Here is a 24664-nt window from a genome sequence, read left to right on the forward strand (position 1 = left end):
ACGCTAGATTGCCGCCATGACCGCGATTCTCGACCGCCGTATCCATGCCTTCCGCCCCGATCTCGCAGCGCGCGCGCTGACGGGCCAGGTCGAGGCCGCCCGCTTCGCCGATCCGCAACCGATGCGCATCGTCGCGGCCTCCGCCCCAGTACGGCGTGAACCGCGCCCCGATGCCGCGCTCGATACCGAGGCGCTCGCAGGCGAACTGGTTGAGGTCTATGAGCGCGAGGAGGGCTGGGCCTGGGCGCAGCTCGCTCGCGACGGCTATGTCGGCTACATCCCCGACGATGCCTTGCGCCCGGACCAGCCGGCGCCCACGCATCGCGTCGCGGGCTTGCGGACCTTCGTCTATCCCGGCCCCTCGATCAAACTGCCGCCGCTCACCGCGCTGTCGCTCGGCGCCAATGTCGCCGTGGTCGAGAGCAAGGGCGATTTCGCGGTTCTGGCCGATGGCGGCCATGTCTTCGCCGCCCATCTCGCGCCGCTCGACCAGCCCGAGCCGGATTTCGTAGGGGTCGCCGAGCGCTTCGTCGGCGTACCCTATCTCTGGGGCGGCAAGACCAGCCTCGGGCTCGACTGCTCGGGGCTGACGCAACTCAGCCTCGCGGTGGCCGGGATTTCCGCGCCGCGCGATTCCGACATGATGGAAGCGACGCTCGGCCGCCCGGTCGAACTGCGCGAGGATCTATCGGGGCTCCAGCGTGGAGACCTGATCTTCTGGAAGGGCCATGTCGGCATCCTGACCGCCCCCGACACGCTGCTCCACGCCAGCGGGCATGTGATGAGCGTCTATCGCGAGCCCCTGCACGAAGCGCGCGACCGCATCCGCGCCAAGAGCTTCGGCGAGATCACGGCGATCAAGCGGCTGGGCTAGTTCAGCCCAAACCCTTCAGGCGATAGAGCGCTTCCAGCGCCTCGCGCGGGGTCATCTCGTCCGGGTCGATCCCGGCAAGCGCCTCGCGCAACCCGTCCGGCTCGCCTTGGGGAACCACCGGCGTCTGCCGACGCTGTGGCACGGCGAAAAGCGGGAGATCGTCGACCAGCGAGGCGACCGGCTTCTCGCGCTCGGTCTTCTCGAGCTCGCCGAGGATGGCGCGGGCGCGCTCGACCACGGCCGGCGGGAGGCCAGCGAGCTTGGCGACCTGGATGCCGTAGGAGCGATCGGCCGCGCCCGGCACGACCTCGTGCAGGAAGACGACCTCGCCCTTCCATTCGGTGACGCGGACGGTGGCGTTGGCGACGCGGTCGAGCCGGTCTCCGAGCGCCGTCAGCTCGTGATAGTGGGTCGCGAACAGGCTGCGGCAGCGGTTGATCTCGTGGAGATGCTCGATCGCTGCCCAGGCGATCGAGAGACCGTCGAAGGTCGCGGTGCCGCGTCCGATCTCGTCGAGAATGACCAGCGCGCGCGGGCCGGCCTGGTTCAGGATCGCAGCAGTCTCGACCATCTCGACCATGAAGGTCGATCGCCCGCGCGCGAGATCGTCGGCCGCGCCGACACGCGAGAACAGCCGGTCGACGATGCCGATATGCGCCAAAGCCGCCGGGACGAAGGAGCCCATCTGGGCGAGCACCGCGATCAGGGCGTTCTGGCGCAGGAAGGTTGATTTACCGGCCATGTTCGGACCGGTGATCAGGCAGATGCGCCCGCCTTTGGCCTCAGTGGCCGGTGGCGACAATTCGGTGTCGTTGGCGACGAAGGGTTTTCCGTCGCGCTTCAGCGCGGCCTCGACCACGGGGTGGCGGCCGCGCTCGATGGTGAAGGCGACGCCGTCATCGACCTGCGGACGGCTCCAGCCCTCGCGCATGGCGAGATCGGCCAGCGCGGCTGCAACGTCGAGTTCGGCCAGCGCCAGCGCTGCCGCCTTGATCGGCTCGGCCTGGGCGAGCACGGCCTCGCAGAGCGCGGCGAAAATCGCGAGTTCGAGCTTCAGCGCCCGGTCGGCGGCGGAGGCGATCTTGGCTTCGAGCTCGCCGAGCTCGACCGAGGAGAAGCGCATCGCGTCGGACATGGTCTGGCGATGCACGAAGGTCGCGCGCCAGGGATCGCGCAGGAACTCCTCACCGGCTGCCTGCGGCACCTCGACGAAATAGCCGAGCATGGCGTTGTGCTTGATGCGCAAAGTCCGGCAGTTGGTCTCGGTCGCGTAGCGTGCCTGCAACTGGGCGATGACCTTGCGCGAGTCGATCTGGAGCAGGCGCAATTCGTCGAGCGCCGCGTCAAACCCCTCACGCACGAAACGGCCGTCGCGGCGGTTGAGCGGCAATTCGTCGGCCAGTGTCGCGTTGAGGCGGACAGGCAGATCGGGATCGCTCTCGCCGAGAGCGCGCATGGCACGGGAAAGCTCGACGGGGAGCTCGCCGCGCCGGACCAGCAAGGCGGCGATCGCACGCGCTGCATCGAGCCCGGCGCCGAGCGCCGCGAGATCGCGCGGGCCGCCCCGGTCGAGCGAGAGGCGCGCCAGCGCGCGGGCGACATCCGGCACCTTCTCCAGGGCGGAACGCAGATCCTCGCGCAAGCCGGCATCCGCGACGAGCAGCTCGACCGCATCATGGCGCGCCGCGATGGCGGCGGAGTCGGTCAGCGGGCCGGCGAGGCGTTCGGCCAAGAGGCGCGCTCCGCCCGGCGTCACCGTGCGGTCGATGGTGGCGAGCAGGCTGCCCTGGCGCTCGCCACTGAGGGTGCGCGTCAGTTCGAGATTGGCGCGCGTCGCCGCGTCGATCAGCATCGTCGCCGAGCCGGCATCGCGCACCGGGGCCGAGAGCGGCGGGCGGGCGCCGAGCTGGGTGCGCTCGACATAGGCGAGCGCCGCACCGGCCGCGGCGATCTCGGCCCGCGTGAAGGCACCGAAGGCATCGAGCGTGGCGACGCCGAAGAATTCCTTCAGGCGCCGCTCGGCCGAGGCCGCGTCGAGTCCGTCACGGGCGAGCGGCGTCACCGGGACCGCGATCTCGCGCCAGAATTCCTTGAGCTCGGGATCGTCATGGATCGCGTCCGGGCAGACGATCTCGCGCGGCTCCAGCCGGGAGAACTCGATGGCGAGCCGCTCCTGCGGCGTCTCCATCACGGTGAAGCGGCCGGTCGAGATGTCGATCGCCGCGAGCCCGTAGAGGGAGGCCGATTCTCCGGTCTTGCGGCGCGCGACGGCGACCAGCAGGCTGGCGCGGCCGGGTTCGAGCAGGCGCTCCTCGGTGATGGTGCCCGGCGTGACGAGGCGCACCACGTCGCGCTTCACCACCGACTTGTTGCCGCGCTTCCTGGCCTCGGCCGGATCTTCGGTCTGCTCGCAGACGGCGACGCGATGGCCGGCGGCGATCAGGCGCTGGAGATAGTCGTCGGCACGCTCGACCGGCACGCCGCACATCGGGATGTCGTCGCCCTGGTGCTTGCCGCGCTTGGTCAGCACGATGCCGAGGGTGCGCGAGGCGATCTCCGCGTCGGTGAAGAACAATTCGTAGAAATCGCCCATCCGATAGAACAGCAGGCAGTCCGGGTTGGCGGCCTTGATCTCGACGTACTGCGCCATCATCGGCGTGACGCGGTCGGCGGCCGCAGCCGGGGGCGCGGGACGGGCGGGTTCGGAAGAGGAATTCTGGCGCATTGCGCGGCACGCTAGCAAAATGCCCGGGCAAGGCCATCCGTTAGGACGGCTTTCAACAATTGAAAGCAATATTCGGGCGCCGAATCGGGCCAGGGCCTCCACATTGCTGCTGATCAATCTCGCCGAGAGCCTGTTCTTCCTGCTGCTGGCGGGACTGCTGCTGACCGTCGCGACGCCTCGGCTCAGCGACCGCTCCTGGCTGCGTCAGGTCATTGTTGGCGTGCTGTTCGCGGCCGGCGCCCTCGTCAGCATGGGCAACCCCTTCGAGATCATGCCCGGCCTCGTCGTCGATTCGCGCAACAGCTTCGCGATCCTCGCCGGCCCGGTCGGCGGACCGATCGCCTCCGTCCTGACGGCTGCGCCGCTCGTCGTAATGCGTTATCTCAGCGGCGGCGTCGGCATGGTGACGGGCATCACCGGCATCCTCGCCCGCGCCCTGATCGGCATCGCCTATGCCCTGTGGCTGGCGCGCCGCCGGCGGCCGCTCGGCATCGGAGATCTCGCCGCGCTGAGCGCCATCGACGCCCTCATCCTGATCGCCTCGGTGGGCTTCATCCCTGGCGCGGCCGGCGAGCGCTTCCTGCGCGAAGCCGTGCCGGTGATGATCCTGGTCGGAACGATCGGCATCTTCCTGACCGGCATCATCGTCATCAACGACAGCGAAAGACGGGAAACGGCCTATCGGCTGCGCACGCTGATCGATCGCGCGCCGGGCACGCTCTACCAGCGCATCGTGCGACCGGACGACACGCTGACCTATCAGTTCGCCTCCTTCGCCATCGACAGGCTGCTCGGCATCACCAGGGAAGAGGTCGAACGGGACCCGGAGATCTGGCTTGGAAAACTCCTTCCGGAGGATCGCACCCGTTTCGAGCAGCAGCGGCGCGACCAGCAGGACACCGAGACGCTCTGGCGCTTCGAGGGACGCTATCACGCGCCCGACGGCGGCATCGTCTGGCTGCGCAGTGAATCGACCAAGCGACGCCTGCGCGACGGAACGCTGGTCTGGGACGGCATCCTGCTCGACATCACCTCCGAAAAGACGCTGGAAACCCGCCGCGGCGAGATCGAGACGCTGCGCAAGACGACCCTCGACGCGCTGGCCGGTGATCTGGAGCGAACCGTCGGCAAGGCGCTCCGCGATGTCGGCGCCTCGCTGCGCGGCATGCACGATGCCGCCGGCCAGATGGTCGAGAACGCCAACAAGACGACTCAGCGCGCCGAAAGCGTGACGCAGGAGGCCGGCAGCGCCTCGCGCCGGATCGGCAGCGTCGCGATCGCGGCCGAAGAGATCGAGGCCTCGATCCGCGAACTCACCCAGCAGACCAGCCATGCCGACGACACCGTGCGCGCCGCTGCATCCTACGTCCGCAGCACGCGCAGCGACGTCGCCGGGCTGACGGAAGCTGCCGACAAGGTCCGCGCCGTGCTCGACTTCATCGAGGAGATCGCGGCCCGCACCAACCTGCTCGCCCTCAACGCGACGATCGAGGCGGCCCGCGCCGGGGCGGCCGGACGCGGCTTCGCGGTGGTGGCCGGCGAGGTCAAGACGCTCGCCGAGCAGACGCAGAAGGCGACCCGCGACATCGCCGCGACGCTGGCCGATATCCGCGGCGCCGCCGCGACCGCCTTCGAGGCCGTCGCCCATATCGAAGGCACGATGACGACGATCGAGCAGACCTCGGGCGCGATCGCCGCCGTCGTCAGCCGCCAAGCCGGCATCGCCTCGACGATCGCCACCGATGCGCAGGCCGTCGCGCTGAGCGCCGACACCGTCACCACCAATGTCGGGGCCGTCGGCGCGGAAGCACGCGTCACCGGCGATGCCGCGATCCATGTCGCGGAGGCCGCCCGCAAGGTCGACGAGCAGGCCGAGGCGCTCGACCGCTATGTCGCGGATTTCGTGCGCAGCGTGCGCACCGCCTCGCGGACCTGACCCGCCCGGGATACCCTTCGCCACGACAAGAGTTCTGTGAAGCACTCGCCGCTTGTGATCTCGGGCGCCGCCGCCTTATGGTCGGTACCCCTCGAGGAAACGCACAAGAAAAGACGCTTCGATGAACGACCGTCCGACGACCAAGAGAGCCCGCCCGACCTTTACCGATCAGGAAGCCCTGCTGTTCCATTCGCAGGGACGGCCCGGCAAGCTGGAAATCGTGCCGACCAAGCCGATGGCGACGCAGCGCGACCTCTCGCTGGCCTATTCGCCCGGCGTTGCCGTACCGGTGCTGGCGATCGCGGAGGATCCGTCGCGCGCCTATGACTACACGACGCGCTCGAACCTCGTCGCCGTGATCACCAACGGCACCGCGATCCTCGGCCTCGGCAATCTCGGCGCGCTCGCCTCGAAGCCGGTGATGGAGGGCAAGTCGGTCCTGTTCAAGCGCTTCGCCGATGTCGACTCGATCGATCTCGAGGTCGATACCGAGGACCCGGACAAGTTCATCGACGCCGTGCGCTATCTCGGCCCGTCCTTCGGCGGCATCAATCTCGAGGACATCAAGGCGCCCGAGTGCTTCATCATCGAGCAGCGCCTGCGCGAATTGATGGACATCCCCGTCTTCCATGACGACCAGCACGGCACCGCGATCATCGCCGCCGCCGGCCTGATCAACGCGCTGGATATCACCGGGCGCGACATCAAGACGACCAGGCTCGTCATCAACGGCGCGGGTGCCGCCGCCATCGCCTGCATCGAACTGCTCAAGGCGATGGGCTTCAAGCCCGACAACGTCATTCTCTGCGACACCAAGGGCGTGATCTACCAGGGCCGCACCGAGGGCATGAACCAGTGGAAATCGGCTCATGCCGCGGTCACCGACCGGCGCACGCTGGCGCAGGCGCTGGACGGGGCCGACGCCTTCTTCGGCCTATCGCAGAAGGGCGCGGTGACGCCGGAGATGGTCGCCGCGATGGCGCCGAACCCGATCATCTTCGCCATGGCCAATCCCGATCCGGAGATCACGCCGGAGGAGGTCCATGCCATCCGCGACGACGCGATCATGGCGACCGGCCGTTCGGACTATCCGAACCAGGTCAACAACGTGCTGGGCTTCCCCTTCATCTTCCGCGGCGCGCTCGACGTGCGCGCGACCACGATCAACATGGAGATGAAGATCGCCGCGGCCGAGTCGCTGGCGATGCTCGCCCGTGAGGACGTACCCGACGAGGTCGCCGCCGCCTATCAGGGTTCCCGGCCGCGCTACGGCAAGGACTATATCATCCCGGTGCCCTTCGACCCGCGCCTGATCCATGTCGTGCCGATGGCCGTCGCCAAGGCCGCGATGGACTCAGGCGTCGCCGGCAAGCCGATCGTCGACGTCGCCGCCTACAAGGCGCAGCTCTCGGCCCGGCGCGACCCGATCGCCGGCACGCTCAACCGCATCTTCGAACGCGTCCGGCGCTATCCCAAGCGCGTCGTCTTCGCCGAGGGCGAGGAGGAGCAGGTCATCCGCGCCGCCGCCTCCTTCGTGGCGCAGGGGCTCGGCCATGCCATCCTGGTCGGCCGCGAGGACCGCATCACCGAAGCTGCGACCTTCCTCGGCGTCGATCTCGAAGCCAAGGGCATCTCGATCCAGAATGCCCGGCTCTCCCACCGCAACAGCGCCTATGCGCAATATCTCTACGAGCGGCTGCAGCGGCAGGGCTATCTGTTCCGCGACTGCCAGCGCCTGATCAACCAGGACCGCAACCATTTCGCCGCGGCGATGGTGGCCCTCGGCGATGCCGATGCGATGGTGACCGGCGTCACCCGCAACTACTCGATCGCGCTGGAAGAGGTCCGCCGCGTCATCGACGAGAAGCCGGGCCACCGGGTGATCGGCATCTCGGTCGTGATCTCGCGGGACCGCACCGTCCTCGTGGCGGATACCGCGATCACCGAGATGCCGACCGCGCGGCAGCTCTCGGAAATCGCGATCGAGGCGGCTGGCGTCGCGCGACGCCTGGGCTATGAGCCGAAGGTCGCGATGCTCGCCTTCTCGACCTTCGGGCATCCGGCCGGCGAGCGTTCCGAGAAGGTGCGCGAGGCCGTGGCGCTGCTCGACGGCCAGCGCGTCGATTTCGAGTATGACGGCGAGATGGCGGCCGATGTCGCGCTCAACCGGGAGGTGATGAGCCAGTACCCGTTCTGCCGCCTCTCGGGGCCGGCGAACGTGCTGGTGATGCCGGCCTTCCACTCGGCCTCGATCTCGACCAAGCTGCTGCAGGAGCTTGGCGGCGCGACCGTGATCGGCCCGCTGATCGTCGGCCTCGACAAGCCGATCCAGATCGTGCCGCTCGGCGCCAAGGATTCCGACATCGTCAACATGGCCGCCCTCGCCGCCTTCAATATCGGCGGCTGATTGCCCGACAACGCCTGAGCCGGACGGATCGTCCGGCTCAGGATGCCTTCTTCCTGCGCGTCTCGGCTGCCTTTTTCGCTGAAGCGGAACGCGCCGCTTTCGGCCGCGCGGCGGAAGCTTCGCCACCCAGCTTGCCACCCCGCTTTGCGGCTTCATCGGTGTCCGGCTGCCCCCGACCTGAGCCGGACTTGTTGCCGCCGCCGCTGTCCTTGTTGACGGTCGCCCAGGCGCGGCGCTCGGCCTCTTCGTGCGAAACGCCACGTTCCTCGTAGCTTTCCTCGATATGCTCAGCCTTGCGCTTCTGCTTGTCGGTGTAGGCGGACTTGTCTCCCTGAGGCATGGCAAAACTCCCCTGTGAATTCGAACTGGAAACGCAAGGCTGCGCATCGCTGTTCCCGCCCCGCGATCGCACGCGCCTGGCCATGGTCGGGGAGGTGAGCGCATCGCGCCAGTCGCCTCCTTCATCGGCGTCATTCGTCGCAGCGGCTTGTGCATTGCCGCCGAGGCGTTATCTGTCGGGCGGAGCTTGAACCCGAGCCCCGCCCGCCACCGCGCCGCCGCGATCCCGCAGCGCCGCGCAACCCCGAGAGCGCATGTCGTTCGGCCCGCATGAGCCAGGAATGCCCCTGCGCAAGCGCAGCCGCTGGTGGTGGCTCGGCCCGCTGGCGAGCTTCGTCATCTTCGGCGCCTCGCTGGTCGTGCTCTGGCATATCATCAGCGGGATGGAGCCGGGCCAGCTTGCCGGCGCCTTCGCCAATGCCAGCCTGCGCCAGCTCGGCCTCGCCGTCGCCTTCACCGCGCTGAGCTATCTGCTGCTGACCGGCTACGACAAGCTGGCGCTGCGTCGGCTCGGCCTCTCGATTCCCTATCGCACAACCGCGCTCGCCTCCTTCACCAGCTATTCCGTCTCGTTCACGCTCGGCTTCCCGATCGTGACCGGCGGCACGGTGCGCTACTGGATCTATTCGCCGAAGGGGGTGCGCGCCTCCGAGGTGGCGAGCCTGACGGTGATCGCCGGCATCACCTTCTGGCTCGGGCTCGGCGCCATCCTTTGCGCCAGCCTGATCTATTCGGCCGATGCGGTGGCGATGCTGGCGCGGACCTCGCCGCTGGTCGTCCAGATCGTCGGCGGGCTCGTGGGCCTGGGCATCCTCGGCTATCTCGCCTGGATCGCCACGGACGAGCGGACGATCCGGGTGCGCGGCTGGAACCTGCACCTGCCCGGCCTCGGCACCACGCTCGGCCAGATGGCGCTCGGCGCCTGCGAGGTCTGCGCGGCCGCCGCCGTGCTCTTCGTGCTGCTGCCCGGCGGCTACGGCCTGGAATATCCGACCTTCCTCGCCGCCTATATCTTCGCCTGCCTGATCGGCATCGCCAGCCATGCGCCGGGCGGGCTCGGCGTGTTCGAGGCGACGATGCTCGTCGCGCTCAACCGCTTCCCCTACGAGCATGTGCTGGGCGCGCTGCTGATCTTCCGGGTGGTCTACTACATCCTGCCGTTCATCCTGGCGCTGGTCCTGCTGGCGCTGAACGAGATGATCCGCCGCATCCGTCGCCACGAGCCGTAGGGTCTGCGCCTACTTCATCGCGACGATGATCAGCAGGAAGGCCAGCATCAGCAGGAGCAGGCGGAAGCTCCAGTTGATTTTGCCCAGCTGCTCGGCAGCGGTTTCCGGCCAGTCATCCTCGGTCTCATGGACGGGAGCCGGCGCGGGATCGGAGGTCGGCGCGGTCTCGATGGCGACCGGACGCTCGCGAGGCCGCCACTCGATCGTCTCGATGAAGCCGCGCGCGGGCTGGGCCGAGCGCCCATCGGCGTCGAGGCCGAGATACCAGTCGAGCGGCTCGCCCTGTGCGCGCCCGCGATCCTCCTCGCGCATCCAGAGGCTCGTCGTAGCGCTCAGCGAGATGTCCTGCGCCAGGCCGACCTGCATATCCGCCTCGAGCGCTGCAAACACGGCGGGCGCCAGAAAGGCCTCGGCGAAGGGCTGCGAGGCGCCGCCCTCGTCGCGACAGCCGAGCATCAGGAGGAGGCGTGGCTGCTCGCCAGCCTGCGACAGCGGGCGCAAGGTCAGGGCGATCGTGCCGGCCTCGCCTTCGCGCCCGGCGCGGCGCAAGCCGCCATCGACAACCGTCGCCTCGGCGAGGAAGCGCCGGCTTTCCTCCAGACGGCCGTCGCGGCTCTCGAAGCCGCCGACGAAACGCAGGCCCGAAGCCGACAGCCGGAAGCGCCGCGCCGCATCCTGGACATAGCGGGTCGACAGACCCTCGATCGCCATCCGCCCGTCGCTGACGGAAACGCTGCGCGCCACGCCTGATTCGTTCATGTTTCCGTCCTGTTTCGTCGCGACGATAACAGCTCAGGCTGCCCGCGTCAGGCGACGGGCTCCTGACAGCGTCACGCCGATGCCGCAGGATAAGGGCATCCTCGAACCATCACGGAGGCAAAAGACGATGGCCGACGAACTCGTCCTTTACACCAACCCGATGTCACGCGGACGCATCGCCCGCTGGATGATGGAGGAGATCGGCCAGCCCTACCGAGCCGAGATCGTCGGCTTCGGCGAGCCCATGAAAGGCGCCGCTTACAAGGCAATCAACCCGATGGGCAAGGTGCCGGCGCTGCAGCATGGGGACACGGTCGTGACCGAATGCGCTGCGATCTGCGCCTATATGGCCGATGCCTTCCCGCAGGCCGGGCTCGCGCCCGCGCCGAACAGCCGGTCGCGCGGCCCCTATTATCGCTGGATGTTCTTCGCCGCCGGCCCGGTCGAGGCCGCCGTCGCCAGCAAGGCCTTCGGCCTGGAAGTGCCGCCCGACCGGGCGCGGGCCATCGGCTACGGCACCTATGCCGATACGATGGACACGCTCGAATACGCGGTGACCCGCGGCGAGTACCTGACCGGCGACCGTTTCAGCGCCGCCGACGTCTATGTCGGCTCGCAGGTCCTGTGGGGGCTGCAATTCGGCACGATCGAGAAGCGGCCGGCCTTCGAGGCCTATGGCGCCCGCATCTCCGCGCGGCCGGCGGCCCGGCGCGCCGCCGAGATCGACGATGCGCTGATGGCCGAGATGCAGAAGCAAGGGTGAACGCGCCCGGCGCATGGCGCATGGCCGATTGGACCGGTTGCCCGGCGGACCCGGCGGGGCTAATGCTGCGGGCAGAATTTCGCCCGCCGCTGCCGCATGACCGCAGCCGCCGGGTCTAGCAGCAAGCTTCGCGATCGCCATGAACGACATGTCCGCCCTTGCCCGGCCGCGCCACGGCATGGGCTTCTACCCCTTCGTCGGCCTGACCGCCGCCTTGATGGCGACGAATGCGCTCGCCATCGATTCGATGCTGCCGGCCTTGCCGCAGATGGCCGAGGCGCTCGGCATCGCCGAGGCCAACCAGCGGCAATGGATCATCACCGCCTATCTGCTCGGCTTCGGCGTCTCGCAGATTTTCTACGGCACGATCTCGGATCGGTTCGGCCGGCGCCCGGTGCTGCTCACGGGCCTTTCGATCTACGTCGTCGCCAGCATCGCCGCTGCCTTCGCCGGTTCGTTCGAGGCGATGATGGCAGCGCGCGTGGTGCAGGGCATCGGCGCCGCCGCGACCCGCGTGCTCGTCGTCTCGATCGTGCGCGACTGCTATTCCGGCCGCGAGATGGCGCGCGTCATGTCGCTCGCCATGATCGTCTTCCTGGCCGTGCCGATCCTGGCGCCCTCGATCGGCCAGGCGATCCTCTGGGTCGCGCCCTGGCGCTGGATTTTTGGCGTGCTGACCAGCTTCGGCGCTGTCGTGATGATCTGGGTCCTGCTGAAACTGCCGGAGACCCAGCATCCCGAGGACCGCAAGCCGATCGAGCCAGCGAGCGTGCTCGCCTCCTTCCGGACGACGCTGACCAGCCGCATCGGCGTCGGCTACATGCTGGCCATGGCCTTCGTGCTCGGAGGCCTCTTTGGCTTCATCAACTCGGCGCAGCAGGTCTTCGTCGACGTCTTCCACGCGCCGGAGCTGTTCACCACCATCTTCGCCCTGATCGCGATGTTCATGGCGGCGTCCTCGCTGCTGAATTCGCGCATCGTCGGCAAGCTCGGGATGCGCCGCGTCTCGCATGGCGCGCTGCTCGGCTATATCGCGCTGACCGGCATCCATGCGCTGGTGGCGCTGGCCGGCCATGAATCGCTCTGGAGCTTCGCGATCCTGCAGGGCGGGGCGATGTTCTGCTTCGGGCTGATCGGCCCCAATTTCGGGGCGATGGCGATGGAGCCGCTCGGCCATGTCGCCGGCACGGCCTCCTCGGTGCAGGGCTTCGTCACCACGGTGATCGGCGCGCTGCTCGGCTTCTATATCGGCCAGCATTTCAACGGCACGGTCGTGCCGCTGACGCTGGGCTTCGCGCTCTGCGGCATCGCGGCGCTCGTCGTCGTGCTGATCGTGGAGCGAGGCCGGCTGTTCCATCCGGCGCCGGGCCGGGTCTGAGAAAGCCCTTAGGCCCTTGTCATCGCATCGGGTTTTTCCGAAAAGTGGGATCCACTTTGCGGCCCGATGCTTTCACCTGCGCACCGCCGCCTGCGGCGACGGGAATGCCTGGAATCCGCTTCGGTCCGACATGGGCCGAAAGCGGTCCGCCCTAGGCTCGGGAAAGACGCCGCCACCGCCTTCCCGCAGAACGCAGAAAAGCGCTCAGGTCGTCTGCAGGTTCACGGCCGAGTTCTTGCCGGTCTTGCGATCGGGCTCGAGGTCGTAGCTGACCTTCTGCCCTTCGTTCAGACCGCGCAGACCAGCGCGCGTCACTGCGCTGACATGGACGAAGACATCATTGCCGCCGCCATCCGGGGTGATGAAGCCGTAACCCTTGGTCTCGTTGAACCATTTCACGGTTCCCGTACTCACATGCCGTTCCTTCCATAGGCTCGCCGGTTCCCCCGGCGGGGTAATGTAAGGAGCAAATCGTCCCACTTGCAACGACGCGCCGCACAACCCGTGCCGCGCCTGCGAAAAGCGTGCCGCAATGCCTCCCGTGCAGGCCCGCCGCCGCCGCAAGCCGCTTGCGGTCCGGGCGCCGCTCGCCCATGAACGGCGCAAGCTTGTGATCAAGGGAGCAGCAGGATGAGCAATTTTGTGATCGACCCGCCGGCCGTGACGGCCGTCCCGGTCGCGGGCGGCGGCTCCTTCCCGGTACGGCGCATCTTCTGCGTCGGGCGCAACTATGCCGAACATGCCCGCGAGATGGGCCATGATCCCGACCGCGAGGACCCGTTCTTCTTCACCAAGCCGGCCGATGCGCTGCTGATCAACGGCGCCGACATGCCCTATCCGAGCAAGACGAAGGACCTCCACCACGAGATGGAGCTCGTCGTCGCCATCGGCACCGGCGGCAAGGACATCCCCGAATCCGAGGCGCTGGCCCATGTCTACGGCTATGCCGCCGGCCTCGACATGACCCGCCGCGACCTGCAGAACGTCGCCAAGAAGGCCGGCCGGCCCTGGGACATGGCCAAGGGCTTCGATCTCTCCGGCCCGATCGGCGAGATCGTGCCGGCGAGCCATGCCGGCCATCCCAGCGCCGGCAAAATCGAGCTCACCGTCAACGGCGTCGTGCGCCAGACATCCGACCTCGCCAAGCAGATCTGGAATGTCGAGGAGACGATCGCCTATCTCTCCGGCCTCGTCGAACTGAAGCCGGGCGACCTGATCTTCACGGGCACGCCGGAAGGCGTCGCCGCGGTGAACAAGGGCGACGTACTCGAAGGCGAGATCGTCGGCGTCGGCACCGTCCGCACCCGCATCGCCTGAGTCTATCTCAGCCCTCATCCTGAGGAGCAAGCCGATGGCTTGCGTCTCGAAGGATGGTCCAGGAGGCTCCGGAACCATCTGGAGCATCCTTCGAGACGCCGCTGACGCGGCTCCTCAGGATGAGGGCTGAGTGGGACAGTAATCTTCAGCTATTTTGAAGGACCGCATCATGCGCCTCACTCCCGACGCTTCCGGCGTCTTCCCGATCGCGCCGACCCCGTTCAATCCTGACGGCAGCATCGACTGGGCCTCGGCCGACCGGCTGTTCCAGTTCTACCACGACATCGGCTCGGACGGCGTCACCGTGCTCGGCATCATGGGCGAGGCGCCCAAGCTCGAGCCCGAGGAATCGGTCGAGCTGGTCAAGCGCTGCGTCGCCCGGATGGGCGGCAAGCCGATCATCGTCGGCGTCTCGGCGCCCGGCTTCGCGGCGATGCGCTCGCTCGCCCGGCAGGCGATGGATCTCGGCGCCGGCGGCGTGATGATCGCCCCGCCACCCTCACTGCGCACCGACGACCAGATCACCGGCTATTACGCGCAGGCCGTCGAGGCAATCGGCAGCGACATCCCCTTCGTCATCCAGGACTACCCGCTGACGCTCTCGGTGGTGATGACGCCGGCCGTGATCCGCAAGATCGTCATGGACAATCCGTCCTGCGTGATGCTGAAGCACGAGGACTGGCCGGGGCTGGAGAAGATCTCGACGCTGCGCAAGTTCCAGAAGGAAGGCTCGCTGCGCCCGATCTCGATCGTGACCGGCAATGGCGGACTCTTCCTCGATTTCGAGATGGAGCGCGGCGCGGACGGCGCCAATACCGGCTATGCCTTCCCGGAGCTGCTGATCGACGTGGTCCGCCTGCAGAAGGCCGGCAAGCGCGACGAGGCCCATGACATCTTCGACGCGCATCTGCCGCTGATGCGCTACGAGCAGCAGCAGGGCGTCGGCCTCGCCGTGCGCAAGTATACGATGATGAAGCGCGGCATTCTCAGCCATGACGCCCAGCGCAAGCCGGGCGCGGCGCTCAGCGCCGCGGCCAAGGCCGAGGTGGACTACCTGCTGTCGCGCATCGCCAAACACGATCCGCGCGCGAAGATCTGAAGAACCGCAACCGTCATGCTCGCCCCCGTGGCGAGCATCCACGGCTTGAACACGCCTTTCGATCCATGAAGACGTAGATGGTCGGGACAAGCCCGACCATGACGGCATGTGGCAGCCTGGGGCTCAATGCCCCTTGTGCTCGCCCTCGCCGCCCTTTGCCGCAATCGAGTCGACCTTGAACTCGACATCGACGGTCCCGGCCTTCTCGAAGGTCAGCGTGCCCTTCATCATCTCGCCCTGCTTGAGCTGCTGCTTCAGGTCCATGAACATGATGTGGTAGCCGCCGGGCTTGAACTCGACCTTGGCGCCGGCCGGAACATCGACGCCATTGTCCAGTGGCCGCATCGTCATGATGCCGTCCTTGACCGCCATCTCATGGACTTCCGCGCGCGTCGCGAAGGGAACGGACACCGAGACCAGCCGGTCCGCGACCGTGCCCGTGTTCTCGATCGAAAGATAGCCGCCGCCGACCTTGGCGCCAGCCGGCGTGGCGCGCGACCAGGGATGGCCGATCTTGAGCGGACCCGCCTTGAATTCATGGGCGGTGGCGAAGCCGGCCGAGAGCAGGAGAGCCGCGGCGGCGAGTGAATAGGAAAGCTTCATGATGGATATCCTGGATGAACGGGCCGCTGACGCAGCCTCATGAAGACGTGCCCTCGCTCCCAAACGAAGCGGACAGGCCGGAATTGGATGCGGATGGGCAGGCGGAGGTTTCAGCCCAGCGGCGGCGCGCGCGATTGCGCGAGCCCGGCCGCGAAACGATGCGGCAAACCCTCGGCCCATAGCTCGACCGCAACGAGCCGCGTGGCGAGGCGTCCCGGTACGGGCGCAGCCTCGACTGGCGGGCCAGCGAGAACGGGATTGAGCGGGCAACCCTTGCAATGGGCGAGATCGCCGAGAGGAACCGGCTGGCCTTCATTGGGAACCGGAGCGCCCGAGCAGAGCACGACGCCGTCCGAACCACCGAACGCCGCCATGGCAGGAGCCGGCGCGAGCGCCAGGGCCATGACGCAGAGCGCATAGGCCATCGCCAGCCAGGCCCCGAGCCCGGAGCGGCGAAGACGATCGAGAAGGGCGGCGCGAGCCTGCATGGCCGCAAATGGCGCCGCTTCCCCGGCTTCGTCAAGCCGCGCATTGCCGCATCCGTCATCGAAGCAGCGAGTCTGCGGAGAAAATTCTTCTCCACGCCCCAGTTTCTTTAAAAGAACGATCCGGTTGACAAAGAGGACGCTCTCCATCAGATTGCAGATCGTTCCTTGAGCAATCGGGGAGCCGCGGAGATTTGAGCAGCAGCTTGCGCCGCGTCACCAAACGCTAAAGCGCCACGACTGGGTCGTGGGCTCCAGATCGAGGAGACTGACATGACCGTTGCGAAAACGAGCCGAAGCCAATCCCGCTTCCGCCGAATGTCCTGCCGCTGTCGACGCTGAGATCGCAAGGCCGAGAGGCCGTTCCCACCCGATCGTTTCGACGAACGCCGCCAGCGGCGAAAGGCAGTTCCATGTCCCAGATTCATTCCCTTCCCAGCCGGGCGCGCCCGGCGCAGCAAGCCTATGTCATCGAGCTCGGCGAGGCCCAGATCGGGCTGGTGAGCCGCCGCGCCGACGAGCGCGATTTCACCTTCGTCTCGGCCTCCGCCGCCTTCCGGGCTCTGGACGGGCAGCGTTTCGCGACGCCTGGCGCTGCCGAGACCGCCGCCCGCCGGCTCTTCCGTTCGCAGCGACGCGCGCCGCTGCTGCTGGCTTCGTGAGGCGGCGATGCAGCTTCTTGCCGCGCTCTGGAACAGTATCGCGAACTGGTTCGCGCAAGCCGTCCCTGCCACCTTCGACCCGCTCGACGCCGCAGCCGCGGACGACCAGCGCCGCTCGGTCCATGACGTGACCATCGAGCAGCTCGGTATCGCCCACTGGTCCTGCCACACGCATTTCTGAGGACATGATGAACGCCCCCGTCAGACCCGGCACGCTCAGTGCCGGCGTCTCTTCTGTTTCCTTGCCCCTATCCTTGCCCGAGCCGGCGATCCGCTTCGAGCGGGTCGGCAAGACCTATCCGGGCCGCCGCGGCCAGCAACCGGTCGGCGCGCTTGCCGGGATCGATCTCGACGTGCCCGCCGGCACCATCCTCGGCGTGATCGGCCGCTCCGGCGCCGGCAAGTCGACGCTGATCCGTCTTGTCAACGGGCTGGAACGCGCCACCGAAGGGCGCATCCTGATCGAAGGCACGGATGTGACCGGCCTCACCGAATCCGGCTGGCGGCAGCAGCGCCGGCGGATCGGCATGATCTTCCAGCATTTCAACCTGCTCTCGTCGCGCACGGTCTTCGACAATGTCGCGCTGCCGCTGGAGATCGCCGGCGCCGGCAAGGCCGAGATCACCGAGAAGGTAGAGCGGCTGCTCGCCCTCGTCGGCCTCTCCGACAAGAGCGCGCGCTATCCGGCCGAGCTTTCGGGCGGGCAGAAGCAGCGCGTCGGCATCGCCCGGGCGCTGGCCACCGATCCGAAGGTACTACTCTGCGACGAGGCGACTTCGGCGCTCGACCCCGAGACGACGCGCTCGATCCTCGCCCTGCTGAAGCAGGTCAATCGCGAGCTCGGCATCACCATCCTGCTGATCACCCATGAGATCCCCGTCATCAAGGAGATCTGCGACCGCGTCGCCGTGATCGAGGGCGGGCAGATCGTCGAGCAGGGCGAGACCTTCGCGGTCTTCACCAACCCGCAGCACCCGACGACGGCGAGCTTCGTCGAGACGGTCACGGGCGTCGAATTGCCCGAGCATCTCGCCCATCGCGTCCGCAAGGAGGCCCGTCCCGGCGACAATATCGTGCTGCGCATCACCTTCCTCGGCGAGAACGCGACCGCTCCGGTGATCAGCCGGCTCAGCGCCATCGTCGGCGTCGACGTCAACATCCTGGCCGGGCGGATCGACGCCATCGCCGGCCAGCCCTTCGGCAGCCTGCTCGTCTCGGTGCCCTCACGTGCCCCTGAGAGCGACGCCGTGCTCGGCGCCCTCAGAAGCCTCGGACTCAAGGCGGAGGTAATCGGCCATGTCTCCTGAAATCATCCGCCTGATCGCGCAATCGACGCTGGATACGCTGGCCATGGTCGCGGTCGCGGCAGGCATCGGCACATTGTTCGGCCTGCCGCTCGGCGTCTTCCTCGCCACCAGCAAGCGCGGCGAGCTCTTCGCGGCGCCGGCCGCCAATCTCCTGCTGGGCACGCTGGTCAACGCCACGCGCTCGACGCCCTTCATCATTCTGGTCGTCGCGATCATCCCGTTCACCCGCCTGATCGCTGGCACCTCGATCGGCACGGCAGCGGCGATCGTACCGCTGACCGTCGCCTCCACGCCCTTCATCGCAAGGCTGATCGAAGGCGCGGTGCGCGAGGTCGACCAGGGGCTGGTCGAGGCCGCGCGCGCCATGGGCGCCACGCCCGTGCAGATCGTGCGGAAGGTGCTGGTGCCCGAAGCCCTGCCGGCGATCGTGCTCGGCCTGACGCTGGCGCTCGTCAGCCTGATCGGCTTCTCGGCCATGGTCGGTGCGGTCGGCGGCGGCGGGCTCGGCGATCTCGGCATCCGCTACGGCTACCAGCGCTTCATGCCCGACGTGATGGCGGCGGTCGTCGCCGTGCTCATCGTCCTCGTCCAGCTCGTCCAGAGCATCGGCGACCGGCTCGCCCGCCATCTCAACAAGCGCCTGCGCCACGCCTGACGCTGCCCCATTCATCCGCATCCGATTGAAGGAAACGACATCATGACGACCCTCCTCAACCGCCGCGCCGCGCTGCTCGCCGGCTTCGCTCTCACCCTCGCCGCCGTCCCGGCGCTTGCCCAGCAGAACCAGGTGGTCCGCATCGGCGTCTCGCCCGGCCCGCATGCCGAGATTCTGGAGAAGGTGAAGCCCTTGCTCGCCAAGAAGGGCATCGACCTCAAGATCATCGAGTTCTCCGATTATGTCGTGCCGAACCAGGCGCTCGATGCCGGCGAGCTGGAGGCCAACTCCTTCCAGAACCAGCCTTATCTCGACAATCAGGTGAAGGATCGCGGCTTCAAGATCGAGAGCGTCGGCCTGACCGTGAACTTCCCGCTCGGCATCTACTCGGCCAAGTACAAGGACTGGTCGCAGGTGCCGGATGGCTCCACCGTCGCGATCCAGAACGACCCGACCAATGGCGGCCGCTCGCTGCTGCTGCTGCAGGACAAGGGCGTGATCAAGCTGAAGGACGGCGTCGGCTTCAAGCCGAGCCCGGCCGATATCGTCGGCAACCCGAAGAAGCTGAAGATCATCGAGATCGAGGCCGCGCAGACCCCGCGCTCGCTGGCCGATGTCGCGGCTGCCGCGATCAACACCAACTATGCCGTCGATGCCAAGATCGACCCGGCCTCGGCGATCCTGCGCGAGGACGCCAAGGGCCCCTATGTCAACCTGATCGCCGTGCGCAGCGCCGACAAGGACAAGCCCTGGGTCAAGACGCTGGTCGAAAGCTACCACACGCCCGAGATCAAGGCCTTCGTCGCCGAGCGCTTCAAGGGCGCCGTCCTCGCCGGCTGGTAACCGCTCCTCCCACCTGGCTTTCCAGTCAAAATAGCCAGGCGCCTTGCCCCGGATGCGACCCGCATCCGGGGCTTTTCTTTTACCGCTCTCAGCGCTGCAGCGGGCCGAAGGCGAAGAACTGAGTCTCGCCGGAGGAATCGTCGACGCCGTCATTGTCGGTGACGACGAAGAGATTGCCGGCCTTGTCGACCGTCATGCCCTCGACCTTGTCGAGGCCGTAGCCGCCGGCCTTCATCAGGTCGAGCGTGAGATCGCGCAGCAGGGTCTTGGTCACGGTCGGGATCTCCGCCGCACCGATCGCCGCCGGCTTTAGGCCCTTCACCGAGAAGGTCTGGAGCGTCTTCACCGCCTTGGCGCCGAAGCCGTTGTCGCGCTCGATCACGGCGAAGCGGTCGTCGCCAAGGGAAACCAGCTCCGACAGCCCCATCCAGAAGCCAGCGGCAGCTTGCGACAGCGGGTAGTGCAGCACGCTCCACTCCTTGGTCGCCGGCTTGTAGGAGAGGAGCTTGGCCTTGCCCTTGGGATCGTCCTTCCACTCGCGCTGCACAGCGAGCCAGACCGTCTCGTCCGCGCCCGTACCGGTCACAGCAACGCCCTCGAAGCCGAAGCGGACCGCGTGCTTCGCCAGCTCTTCCGGCAGGCGAATCTCCTCCTCGACCTCGCCCTTGGCCGAGACACGCAGCAGGATATCGGCGAGCGGCGCATCCTTCTTCTCGGGGTTGCCCTCGGAAGCCAGCCAGAAGCCGCCGCCCTCGCGGGTCGCGATGCCCTCGAGGTCGTAGGAAGCCGGCTTGCCGTCCTTGGTCACGGTGATGGCCCCCGTGATCTTCGCGGGCTTCTGCGTCGCGTCGATCTCGAGGAGGCGCGAGGGCGTATAGGCGCTGTCGGTGATCGCGAAGAGTTTCCCCGGAGCCGTGCGATCGGCGGCGAGGCCGGAGAGCGCGCCCCAGCCGATCGGCAGGCCGTTCTCGTCGGCGGACTGGATCGTCGGATAGGCGGCCGTCTGCTCGGCGCGGCGATAGATCATCACGGCCGAGCGGGCACCGCCCTTCTCGCCGACATCGGTCTCGGAAGCGGAGACGAAGAGATCGCGCTGCGGGATGGCGAGCAGGCCCTCCGGGCCGATGCCGGTCGGCAGCGCCTGCAGGAAGCGCGGCGCCTTGCCGGCCCCCTCGTCCTTATAGACCAACACCAGCGAGGCGCGCTCCAGCCCGACGAAGATCAGACGGTCGTTGCCGTAGGTCGCAACCTCGATGCCTTCGGGCTCGCTGCCCTTCGCGCCCGAGCGCTTCTCGGGATAATGGCCGAGGCGCATGGCGATGTGGTCGACATCGGAGCCGGAATCGAACTCGACCGTGCCGTCCTTGCGGAAGATCGTGAAGCCGCGCGAGCCGCCCTTCCAGTCGCCCTCATTGGCGGTTACGAAGCGGTCATTGTCGAGCCAGCGCACGGCGTCGGGCTCGCGGGCAACGCCCTTCAGCTCCTCGGTCGGGCTGATCCTGCCGTCGCGGGTCTTGTCGATGTTCTTGAGATCGACAGAGCCCGCGGAAAAATGCGTCACGACCTTGCCGGTCTTCGAATCGACGATGGCGAGGTGGTTGTTCTCCTGCAGCGTCACCACGACGAGCCCGTCCTGGTTCACATCGACGAATTCCGGCTCCGGATCGGTGGGCTCGATCGCCGCGATACCGGTCATGTCGACGACCTGGCGGGTGGCGCAGTCGATGGCGCCGTCCTTGATGCCGATCAGGGTGAGATTGCCGGCGGGAAGCTGCGGCAGGGCGCCCTTGTTGAGCTTCTCGTCACGCTCGTTCTCGATGGCGATGACGATCTTGCCCTTGTCCTTGGTCAGCGTGACCGAGTCCGGCTGGCCGCCGAGATCGCATTTCGCCACGACCTGCTTCGTCTTGAGATCGACGGTGGCGAGATGGCCGGCCGGCTCCTTGAAATTGTCGCCGGATGTGACGACGGCGACGAAGGCCTTGTCGCCGAGGATGGTGACCGAGGTGGATTCGCCTTCGAGCGGCACGAAGCCGGCGGGCTTGGGGTTGGCGGGATCGGCGATGTCGATGATCCCCAGCGCCTTCTGCTCCGCGTCGGTATAGGCGAGCAGCGTGCCGTCGCCATTGGCCGCGATGATCTCGGAGACGGTCTTCTTCTTCGGATCGCGATCGGCCGGCAGGTTCTGCGGCACGGAGAAGGTGGCGATCCGGTTGAAGAGCGGCTCGGCCATGGCCGTGCCGCTGAGCAGGACGGCGGCAAGAGCCGCGAGGACGAGGGGCTGGCGCATGGGATCTCACCGCTGACGGGGACAGAGGCCCGTCGGCTAATCAGCCCATGCGACAGTCACATGACGGTTTTCAACGAAGCGACGCGGCCTCGCCGGAAAGGGCTGCCGCACCCGAGCGCTTGAAGCCGATGACTTCGAGCTCGGTCACGATCGCAACCGCAGCAGCCTGGGCCAGGACGAAGGCGATGCCGAGCCCGGTCGGGGCGAACCAGCCCATCAGCAGGATCGCGATGCTGTCGGCGATCCAGAGCAGGTTGATGCCGATCACGGCGTAGACCGCGAGGCGCGGCAAAACCCTGCGGCTGGCGAACCAGGCGATCAGCGCCGCGCAAGGCAGCAGCACGAGGCCGGCGCCGCGCAGGAACTCCGCGGGCAGACCAAGCGGGGCGGCGAGCGGACCGGCCGCAGCGGCGAGGATCAGACCCATGCCGCCGCAGGCGGCGGCATCGAGGGCGAGAGCGTTGCGCAGCAGGGGCGAGGACTGGATCAGCGACATGGCATTCTCCTTGGCGGTTCTGGGCCTCAAGCCCGTTTCGATGAGGGGAATGCTGACGGAACCGCGTCGGCCCGTCGATTAAGCGGGAGGTAATTGGAACCGACCGTCGGGATCGCTAGCTTCTCCCCCATGACGACACACCACCCTCCCCCGATCGGCGCGCTGCTGCGCGACTGGCGCCAACTCCGCCGCTTCAGCCAGCTCGATCTCGCGCTCGAAGCCGAGATATCGCAGAAGCATCTCAGCTTCATCGAAAGCGGGCGTTCCCGCCCCAGCCGCGAGATGGTCCTGCTGCTGGCCGAGCATCTCGGCGTGCCCCTGCGCGAGCGCAACGCGCTGCTGCTGGCGGCGGGCTACGCCCCGATCTATCCGGAGCGCCCGCTAGAGGACCCTTCGCTGAACGCCGCCCGCAGCGCGATCGACCTTATCCTCAGGGGGCACGAGCCCTACCCGGCTGTCGCCGTCGATCGGTACTGGACGCTGCTGGCCTACAACAGCGCGGTGACGCGATTGCTCGGCCTCGTTGCGGACGCGGAATTGCTGAAGCCGCCGGTCAATGTGCTGCGCCTGTCGCTGCATCCGGACGGGCTCGCGCCCTTCATCCTCAATCTCGCGGAATGGCGCGCGCATCTGCTGGCCAGGCTGCGCCAGCAGGTCCGGGCGACCGCCGATCCCAAGCTCGGCGAATTACTGGGGGAGCTCATGGGCTACCCCGACCCCGGCGGGGGGACGCAATCGCGCCACGAAGCCGAGGTGGAAGCCGCGATCGTAGTCCCCATGCAATTGAAGCTCGGCGAGACCACGCTGTCGCTGATCTCGACGACGACCGTGTTCGGCACGCCTGTCGACATCACGCTTTCGGAGCTGGCGCTGGAGACGTTCTTTCCGGCTGATGCGGCGACCGCAGAGGCGCTGCGTGGCCTCGCCGCGCAGGCGGAAAGTGCGGCCTGAAACCCGGAACCTTTCCGCGCCGTGCCGGTTTCTTCAGCGGAAAACGGCTGGGGGCCGACCTTTCAGGAGTCAAGCGCGATGGGCAGCACCACCGACAAGATCAAGGGCCTGGCCAACGAGGCCGCCGGCAACGTCAAGCAGGCCGCCGGCAAGGCGTTCAACAAGCCGGACCTCGAAGCCGAGGGCGCCGCCCAGGAGCTGAAGGGCGAGGCCCAGCAGGCGCTGGGCAAGGGCAAGGACGCGGTCAAGAAGGCCGTCGACAAGGTCTGAGGCATCCGCTTCAAAGCAAAAGGGCCGCCGAAAGGCGGCCCTTTTCATATCGGTGCAGCGATGCTTCAGGCCGTGCCGCCGAAACCGCCGAGGAAATCCTTGACCCGGCCGAAGAAGCCGGCGGTCTCCGGATGGTTGTTGTGCGAGCTCTCGCGCTCGAACTCCTCCAGCAACTCGCGCTGGCGGGCCGTCAATTTCTGCGGCGTCTCGACCACGACCTGGATGTAGAGGTCGCCGACATCGCGCGAGCGCAGCACGCTCATGCCCTTGGCCTTCAGGCGGAACTGCTTTCCGGTCTGGGTGCCCTCGGGAATCTTGACCCGCGCCTGCTCGCCCGACAGCGTCGGCACTTCGATCTCGCCGCCGAGCGCGGCGGAAGCCAGCCCGATCGGCACGCGGCAGAACAGGTCGGCGCCATCGCGCTGGAAGATCGCGTGCGGCTTGATCGAGAGGAAGATGTAGAGATCGCCCGCGGGCCCGCCGCGCAGGCCCGCTTCGCCCTCGCCGGCCAGGCGGATGCGCGTGCCGTCCTCGACGCCGGCGGGGATGTTGACCGAGAGCGTGCGCTCGCGCGTGACGCGCCCGGCGCCCTGGCAGTTCTTGCAGGGATCGTCGATGACCTCGCCGCGGCCCGAGCAGGTCGGGCATGTCCGCTCGACCGAGAAGAAGCCCTGATTGGCACGGACGCGGCCATGGCCGCCGCAGGTCGGGCACTGGCGCGATTTCGAGCCGGGCTTGGCGCCGGTGCCGGAGCAGGAGTCGCAGGAGATCGAGGTCGGCACCCGGATCGATTCGTTCTTGCCGGTGAAGGCCTCTTCCAGCCCGATCTCGAGATTGTAGCGCAGGTCGGCGCCGCGCTCGCGGCCATTGGCGCCGCGCGCGCCGCCGCGCCGGGCATCGCCGAAGAAGGAATCGAAGATATCCGACATGAAGTCGGAGAAATCGGCATTGCCGCCGGGGCCACCGCCGCCGCCGTTCTCGAAGGCCTGATGGCCGAAGCGGTCATAGGCCGAGCGCTTCTGGCCGTCCGAGAGGACCTGATAGGCCTCGTTGATTTCCTTGAACTTGATCTCGGCTTCCTTGTCGCCGGGATTCTTGTCGGGATGATGCTGCATCGCGAGCTTGCGGAAGGAGCCCTTGAGCTCGACCTCCGTCACGGTCCGGCTGACGCCGAGAATCTCGTAGTAATCGCGTTTCGACATCGAAATGTCTGTCCCCGCAGCTTTGACGCGGCATGGCCGGGCAGCGAGCCCGGCCATCCGTACAGCATGCAATT

24 protein-coding genes are annotated in these 24664 nt (G+C 67.6%); 15 read left to right on the forward strand and 9 right to left on the reverse strand.

What is annotated here, in order from left to right; all coding sequences use genetic code 11:
- Window positions 1–16 precede the first annotated feature (16 nt).
- Entirely contained in the window at window positions 17–874 is an 858-nt protein-coding gene (locus BLQ70_RS12715; RefSeq protein WP_091857278.1) for a C40 family peptidase, read from the forward strand.
- A 1-nt stretch (window position 875) separates the two neighbouring features.
- Here the strand turns inward: BLQ70_RS12715 and mutS are convergent, their stop codons facing one another.
- Window positions 876–3599, reverse strand: a complete 2724-nt coding sequence (gene mutS, locus BLQ70_RS12720; RefSeq protein ID WP_091857279.1) for a DNA mismatch repair protein MutS — start codon at window positions 3597–3599, stop codon at window positions 876–878.
- Window positions 3600–3702: 103 nt separating this feature from the next.
- Here mutS and BLQ70_RS12725 point away from each other — a divergent pair, with 103 nt between their 5' ends.
- Window positions 3703–5535: a methyl-accepting chemotaxis protein gene (locus tag BLQ70_RS12725; RefSeq protein WP_170843397.1), complete on the forward strand. Its 1833-nt coding sequence runs from the start codon at window positions 3703–3705 to the stop codon at window positions 5533–5535.
- Between the two features lie 121 nt (window positions 5536–5656).
- Complete coding sequence (locus tag BLQ70_RS12730) at window positions 5657–7942, forward strand: NADP-dependent malic enzyme (protein ID WP_061971673.1); 2286 nt, start codon at window positions 5657–5659, stop codon at window positions 7940–7942.
- Between the two features lie 37 nt (window positions 7943–7979).
- Here BLQ70_RS12730 and BLQ70_RS12735 read toward each other — a convergent pair whose 3' ends face one another.
- Window positions 7980–8282 carry a hypothetical protein gene (locus BLQ70_RS12735; RefSeq protein WP_061971671.1) on the reverse strand — a complete coding sequence of 101 codons (303 nt, stop codon included), beginning with the start codon at window positions 8280–8282 and terminating at the stop codon, window positions 7980–7982.
- Window positions 8283–8562: 280 nt separating this feature from the next.
- Here BLQ70_RS12735 and BLQ70_RS12740 point away from each other — a divergent pair, with 280 nt between their 5' ends.
- The gene (locus BLQ70_RS12740; RefSeq protein ID WP_061971670.1) at window positions 8563–9510 is read left to right on the forward strand and encodes a lysylphosphatidylglycerol synthase domain-containing protein; all 948 of its coding nucleotides are present in this window, start codon (window positions 8563–8565) and stop codon (window positions 9508–9510) included.
- Between the two features lie 9 nt (window positions 9511–9519).
- Here BLQ70_RS12740 and BLQ70_RS12745 read toward each other — a convergent pair whose 3' ends face one another.
- A complete protein-coding gene (locus tag BLQ70_RS12745; RefSeq protein WP_091857281.1) occupies window positions 9520–10269 on the reverse strand; it encodes a hypothetical protein in 750 nt (249 codons plus the stop codon).
- 127 nt (window positions 10270–10396) lie between these two features.
- Between BLQ70_RS12745 and BLQ70_RS12750 the strand changes: the two genes are divergently transcribed.
- Window positions 10397–11032, forward strand: a complete 636-nt coding sequence (locus BLQ70_RS12750) for a glutathione S-transferase family protein (protein WP_091857282.1) — start codon at window positions 10397–10399, stop codon at window positions 11030–11032.
- A 139-nt stretch (window positions 11033–11171) separates the two neighbouring features.
- Complete coding sequence (locus BLQ70_RS12755) at window positions 11172–12410, forward strand: multidrug effflux MFS transporter (protein ID WP_244512005.1); 1239 nt, start codon at window positions 11172–11174, stop codon at window positions 12408–12410.
- A gap of 204 nt (window positions 12411–12614) precedes the next feature.
- Here BLQ70_RS12755 and BLQ70_RS12760 read toward each other — a convergent pair whose 3' ends face one another.
- The gene (locus tag BLQ70_RS12760; protein WP_061971665.1) at window positions 12615–12824 is read right to left on the reverse strand and encodes a cold-shock protein; all 210 of its coding nucleotides are present in this window, start codon (window positions 12822–12824) and stop codon (window positions 12615–12617) included.
- A gap of 216 nt (window positions 12825–13040) precedes the next feature.
- On the opposite strand from BLQ70_RS12760, the gene BLQ70_RS12765 reads away from it, so the two are divergent.
- Together BLQ70_RS12765 and BLQ70_RS12770 are read left to right on the forward strand one after the other, a co-directional pair.
- A complete protein-coding gene (locus BLQ70_RS12765; RefSeq protein WP_061971663.1) occupies window positions 13041–13727 on the forward strand; it encodes a fumarylacetoacetate hydrolase family protein in 687 nt (228 codons plus the stop codon).
- Between the two features lie 169 nt (window positions 13728–13896).
- Window positions 13897–14826 carry a dihydrodipicolinate synthase family protein gene (locus BLQ70_RS12770; RefSeq protein ID WP_091857761.1) on the forward strand — a complete coding sequence of 310 codons (930 nt, stop codon included), beginning with the start codon at window positions 13897–13899 and terminating at the stop codon, window positions 14824–14826.
- Between the two features lie 123 nt (window positions 14827–14949).
- Here the strand turns inward: BLQ70_RS12770 and BLQ70_RS12775 are convergent, their stop codons facing one another.
- Together BLQ70_RS12775 and BLQ70_RS12780 are read right to left on the reverse strand one after the other, a co-directional pair.
- On the reverse strand, window positions 14950–15429 hold the full coding sequence (locus BLQ70_RS12775) for a copper chaperone PCu(A)C (RefSeq protein WP_091857283.1): 480 nt from the start codon (window positions 15427–15429) through the stop codon (window positions 14950–14952).
- Between the two features lie 110 nt (window positions 15430–15539).
- Window positions 15540–16064 (reverse strand): hypothetical protein, encoded by a 525-nt coding sequence (locus BLQ70_RS12780; protein ID WP_139163538.1) that lies wholly within the window; start codon window positions 16062–16064, stop codon window positions 15540–15542.
- Between the two features lie 263 nt (window positions 16065–16327).
- Here BLQ70_RS12780 and BLQ70_RS12785 point away from each other — a divergent pair, with 263 nt between their 5' ends.
- The 5 genes from BLQ70_RS12785 to BLQ70_RS12800 are packed head-to-tail and all read left to right on the forward strand — an operon-like array spanning window position 16328 to window position 19381.
- A complete protein-coding gene (locus BLQ70_RS12785) occupies window positions 16328–16576 on the forward strand; it encodes a hypothetical protein (protein WP_091857285.1) in 249 nt (82 codons plus the stop codon).
- A gap of 7 nt (window positions 16577–16583) precedes the next feature.
- Window positions 16584–16757, forward strand: coding sequence for a hypothetical protein (locus BLQ70_RS25630; protein WP_170843398.1), 174 nt, complete (start codon window positions 16584–16586; stop codon window positions 16755–16757).
- A 7-nt stretch (window positions 16758–16764) separates the two neighbouring features.
- Window positions 16765–17883: a methionine ABC transporter ATP-binding protein gene (locus BLQ70_RS12790; protein WP_210184284.1), complete on the forward strand. Its 1119-nt coding sequence runs from the start codon at window positions 16765–16767 to the stop codon at window positions 17881–17883.
- Window positions 17873–18538: a methionine ABC transporter permease gene (locus BLQ70_RS12795; protein WP_061971654.1), complete on the forward strand. Its 666-nt coding sequence runs from the start codon at window positions 17873–17875 to the stop codon at window positions 18536–18538. The genes BLQ70_RS12790 and BLQ70_RS12795 overlap by 11 nt, the downstream gene beginning before the upstream one ends.
- Before the next feature lie 42 nt (window positions 18539–18580).
- Window positions 18581–19381, forward strand: coding sequence for a MetQ/NlpA family ABC transporter substrate-binding protein (locus BLQ70_RS12800; protein WP_091857287.1), 801 nt, complete (start codon window positions 18581–18583; stop codon window positions 19379–19381).
- Between the two features lie 88 nt (window positions 19382–19469).
- Here BLQ70_RS12800 and BLQ70_RS12805 read toward each other — a convergent pair whose 3' ends face one another.
- Window positions 19470–21671, reverse strand: coding sequence for an esterase-like activity of phytase family protein (locus BLQ70_RS12805; RefSeq protein WP_091857288.1), 2202 nt, complete (start codon window positions 21669–21671; stop codon window positions 19470–19472).
- A gap of 70 nt (window positions 21672–21741) precedes the next feature.
- A complete protein-coding gene (locus BLQ70_RS12810) occupies window positions 21742–22167 on the reverse strand; it encodes a hypothetical protein (RefSeq protein WP_091857289.1) in 426 nt (141 codons plus the stop codon).
- Window positions 22168–22296: 129 nt separating this feature from the next.
- Between BLQ70_RS12810 and BLQ70_RS12815 the strand changes: the two genes are divergently transcribed.
- Both BLQ70_RS12815 and BLQ70_RS12820 read left to right on the forward strand, forming a co-directional pair.
- Complete coding sequence (locus BLQ70_RS12815; protein WP_091857290.1) at window positions 22297–23118, forward strand: helix-turn-helix domain-containing protein; 822 nt, start codon at window positions 22297–22299, stop codon at window positions 23116–23118.
- Between the two features lie 78 nt (window positions 23119–23196).
- On the forward strand, window positions 23197–23388 hold the full coding sequence (locus BLQ70_RS12820; RefSeq protein WP_061971646.1) for a CsbD family protein: 192 nt from the start codon (window positions 23197–23199) through the stop codon (window positions 23386–23388).
- Between the two features lie 65 nt (window positions 23389–23453).
- Here BLQ70_RS12820 and dnaJ read toward each other — a convergent pair whose 3' ends face one another.
- Window positions 23454–24590 (reverse strand): molecular chaperone DnaJ, encoded by a 1137-nt coding sequence (gene dnaJ / locus BLQ70_RS12825; protein ID WP_061971644.1) that lies wholly within the window; start codon window positions 24588–24590, stop codon window positions 23454–23456.
- Window positions 24591–24664: the final 74 nt, after the last annotated feature.

Source organism: Allobosea robiniae (genome assembly GCF_900102525.1).
In the GTDB taxonomy this organism is placed as follows: domain Bacteria; phylum Pseudomonadota; class Alphaproteobacteria; order Rhizobiales; family Beijerinckiaceae; genus Allobosea; species Allobosea robiniae.

Excerpts from the sequence above, each read along its gene's own strand:
- BLQ70_RS12715 (WP_091857278.1), top strand. The coding sequence starts at position 17 with ATGACCGCGATTCTCGACCGCCGTATCCATGCCTTCCGCCCCGATCTC.
- mutS (WP_091857279.1), bottom strand. The coding sequence starts at position 3,599 with ATGCGCCAGAATTCCTCTTCCGAACCCGCCCGTCCCGCGCCCCCGGCT.
- BLQ70_RS12730 (WP_061971673.1), top strand. The coding sequence starts at position 5,657 with ATGAACGACCGTCCGACGACCAAGAGAGCCCGCCCGACCTTTACCGAT.
- BLQ70_RS12735 (WP_061971671.1), bottom strand. The coding sequence starts at position 8,282 with ATGCCTCAGGGAGACAAGTCCGCCTACACCGACAAGCAGAAGCGCAAG.
- BLQ70_RS12740 (WP_061971670.1), top strand. The coding sequence starts at position 8,563 with ATGCCCCTGCGCAAGCGCAGCCGCTGGTGGTGGCTCGGCCCGCTGGCG.
- BLQ70_RS12745 (WP_091857281.1), bottom strand. The coding sequence starts at position 10,269 with ATGAACGAATCAGGCGTGGCGCGCAGCGTTTCCGTCAGCGACGGGCGG.
- BLQ70_RS12750 (WP_091857282.1), top strand. The coding sequence starts at position 10,397 with ATGGCCGACGAACTCGTCCTTTACACCAACCCGATGTCACGCGGACGC.
- BLQ70_RS12755 (WP_244512005.1), top strand. The coding sequence starts at position 11,172 with ATGAACGACATGTCCGCCCTTGCCCGGCCGCGCCACGGCATGGGCTTC.
- BLQ70_RS12765 (WP_061971663.1), top strand. The coding sequence starts at position 13,041 with ATGAGCAATTTTGTGATCGACCCGCCGGCCGTGACGGCCGTCCCGGTC.
- BLQ70_RS12770 (WP_091857761.1), top strand. The coding sequence starts at position 13,897 with ATGCGCCTCACTCCCGACGCTTCCGGCGTCTTCCCGATCGCGCCGACC.
- BLQ70_RS12775 (WP_091857283.1), bottom strand. The coding sequence starts at position 15,429 with ATGAAGCTTTCCTATTCACTCGCCGCCGCGGCTCTCCTGCTCTCGGCC.
- BLQ70_RS12780 (WP_139163538.1), bottom strand. The coding sequence starts at position 16,064 with ATGGAGAGCGTCCTCTTTGTCAACCGGATCGTTCTTTTAAAGAAACTG.
- BLQ70_RS12785 (WP_091857285.1), top strand. The coding sequence starts at position 16,328 with ATGTCCCAGATTCATTCCCTTCCCAGCCGGGCGCGCCCGGCGCAGCAA.
- BLQ70_RS25630 (WP_170843398.1), top strand. The coding sequence starts at position 16,584 with ATGCAGCTTCTTGCCGCGCTCTGGAACAGTATCGCGAACTGGTTCGCG.
- BLQ70_RS12790 (WP_210184284.1), top strand. The coding sequence starts at position 16,765 with ATGAACGCCCCCGTCAGACCCGGCACGCTCAGTGCCGGCGTCTCTTCT.
- BLQ70_RS12795 (WP_061971654.1), top strand. The coding sequence starts at position 17,873 with ATGTCTCCTGAAATCATCCGCCTGATCGCGCAATCGACGCTGGATACG.
- BLQ70_RS12800 (WP_091857287.1), top strand. The coding sequence starts at position 18,581 with ATGACGACCCTCCTCAACCGCCGCGCCGCGCTGCTCGCCGGCTTCGCT.
- BLQ70_RS12805 (WP_091857288.1), bottom strand. The coding sequence starts at position 21,671 with ATGCGCCAGCCCCTCGTCCTCGCGGCTCTTGCCGCCGTCCTGCTCAGC.
- BLQ70_RS12810 (WP_091857289.1), bottom strand. The coding sequence starts at position 22,167 with ATGTCGCTGATCCAGTCCTCGCCCCTGCTGCGCAACGCTCTCGCCCTC.
- BLQ70_RS12815 (WP_091857290.1), top strand. The coding sequence starts at position 22,297 with ATGACGACACACCACCCTCCCCCGATCGGCGCGCTGCTGCGCGACTGG.
- BLQ70_RS12820 (WP_061971646.1), top strand. The coding sequence starts at position 23,197 with ATGGGCAGCACCACCGACAAGATCAAGGGCCTGGCCAACGAGGCCGCC.
- dnaJ (WP_061971644.1), bottom strand. The coding sequence starts at position 24,590 with ATGTCGAAACGCGATTACTACGAGATTCTCGGCGTCAGCCGGACCGTG.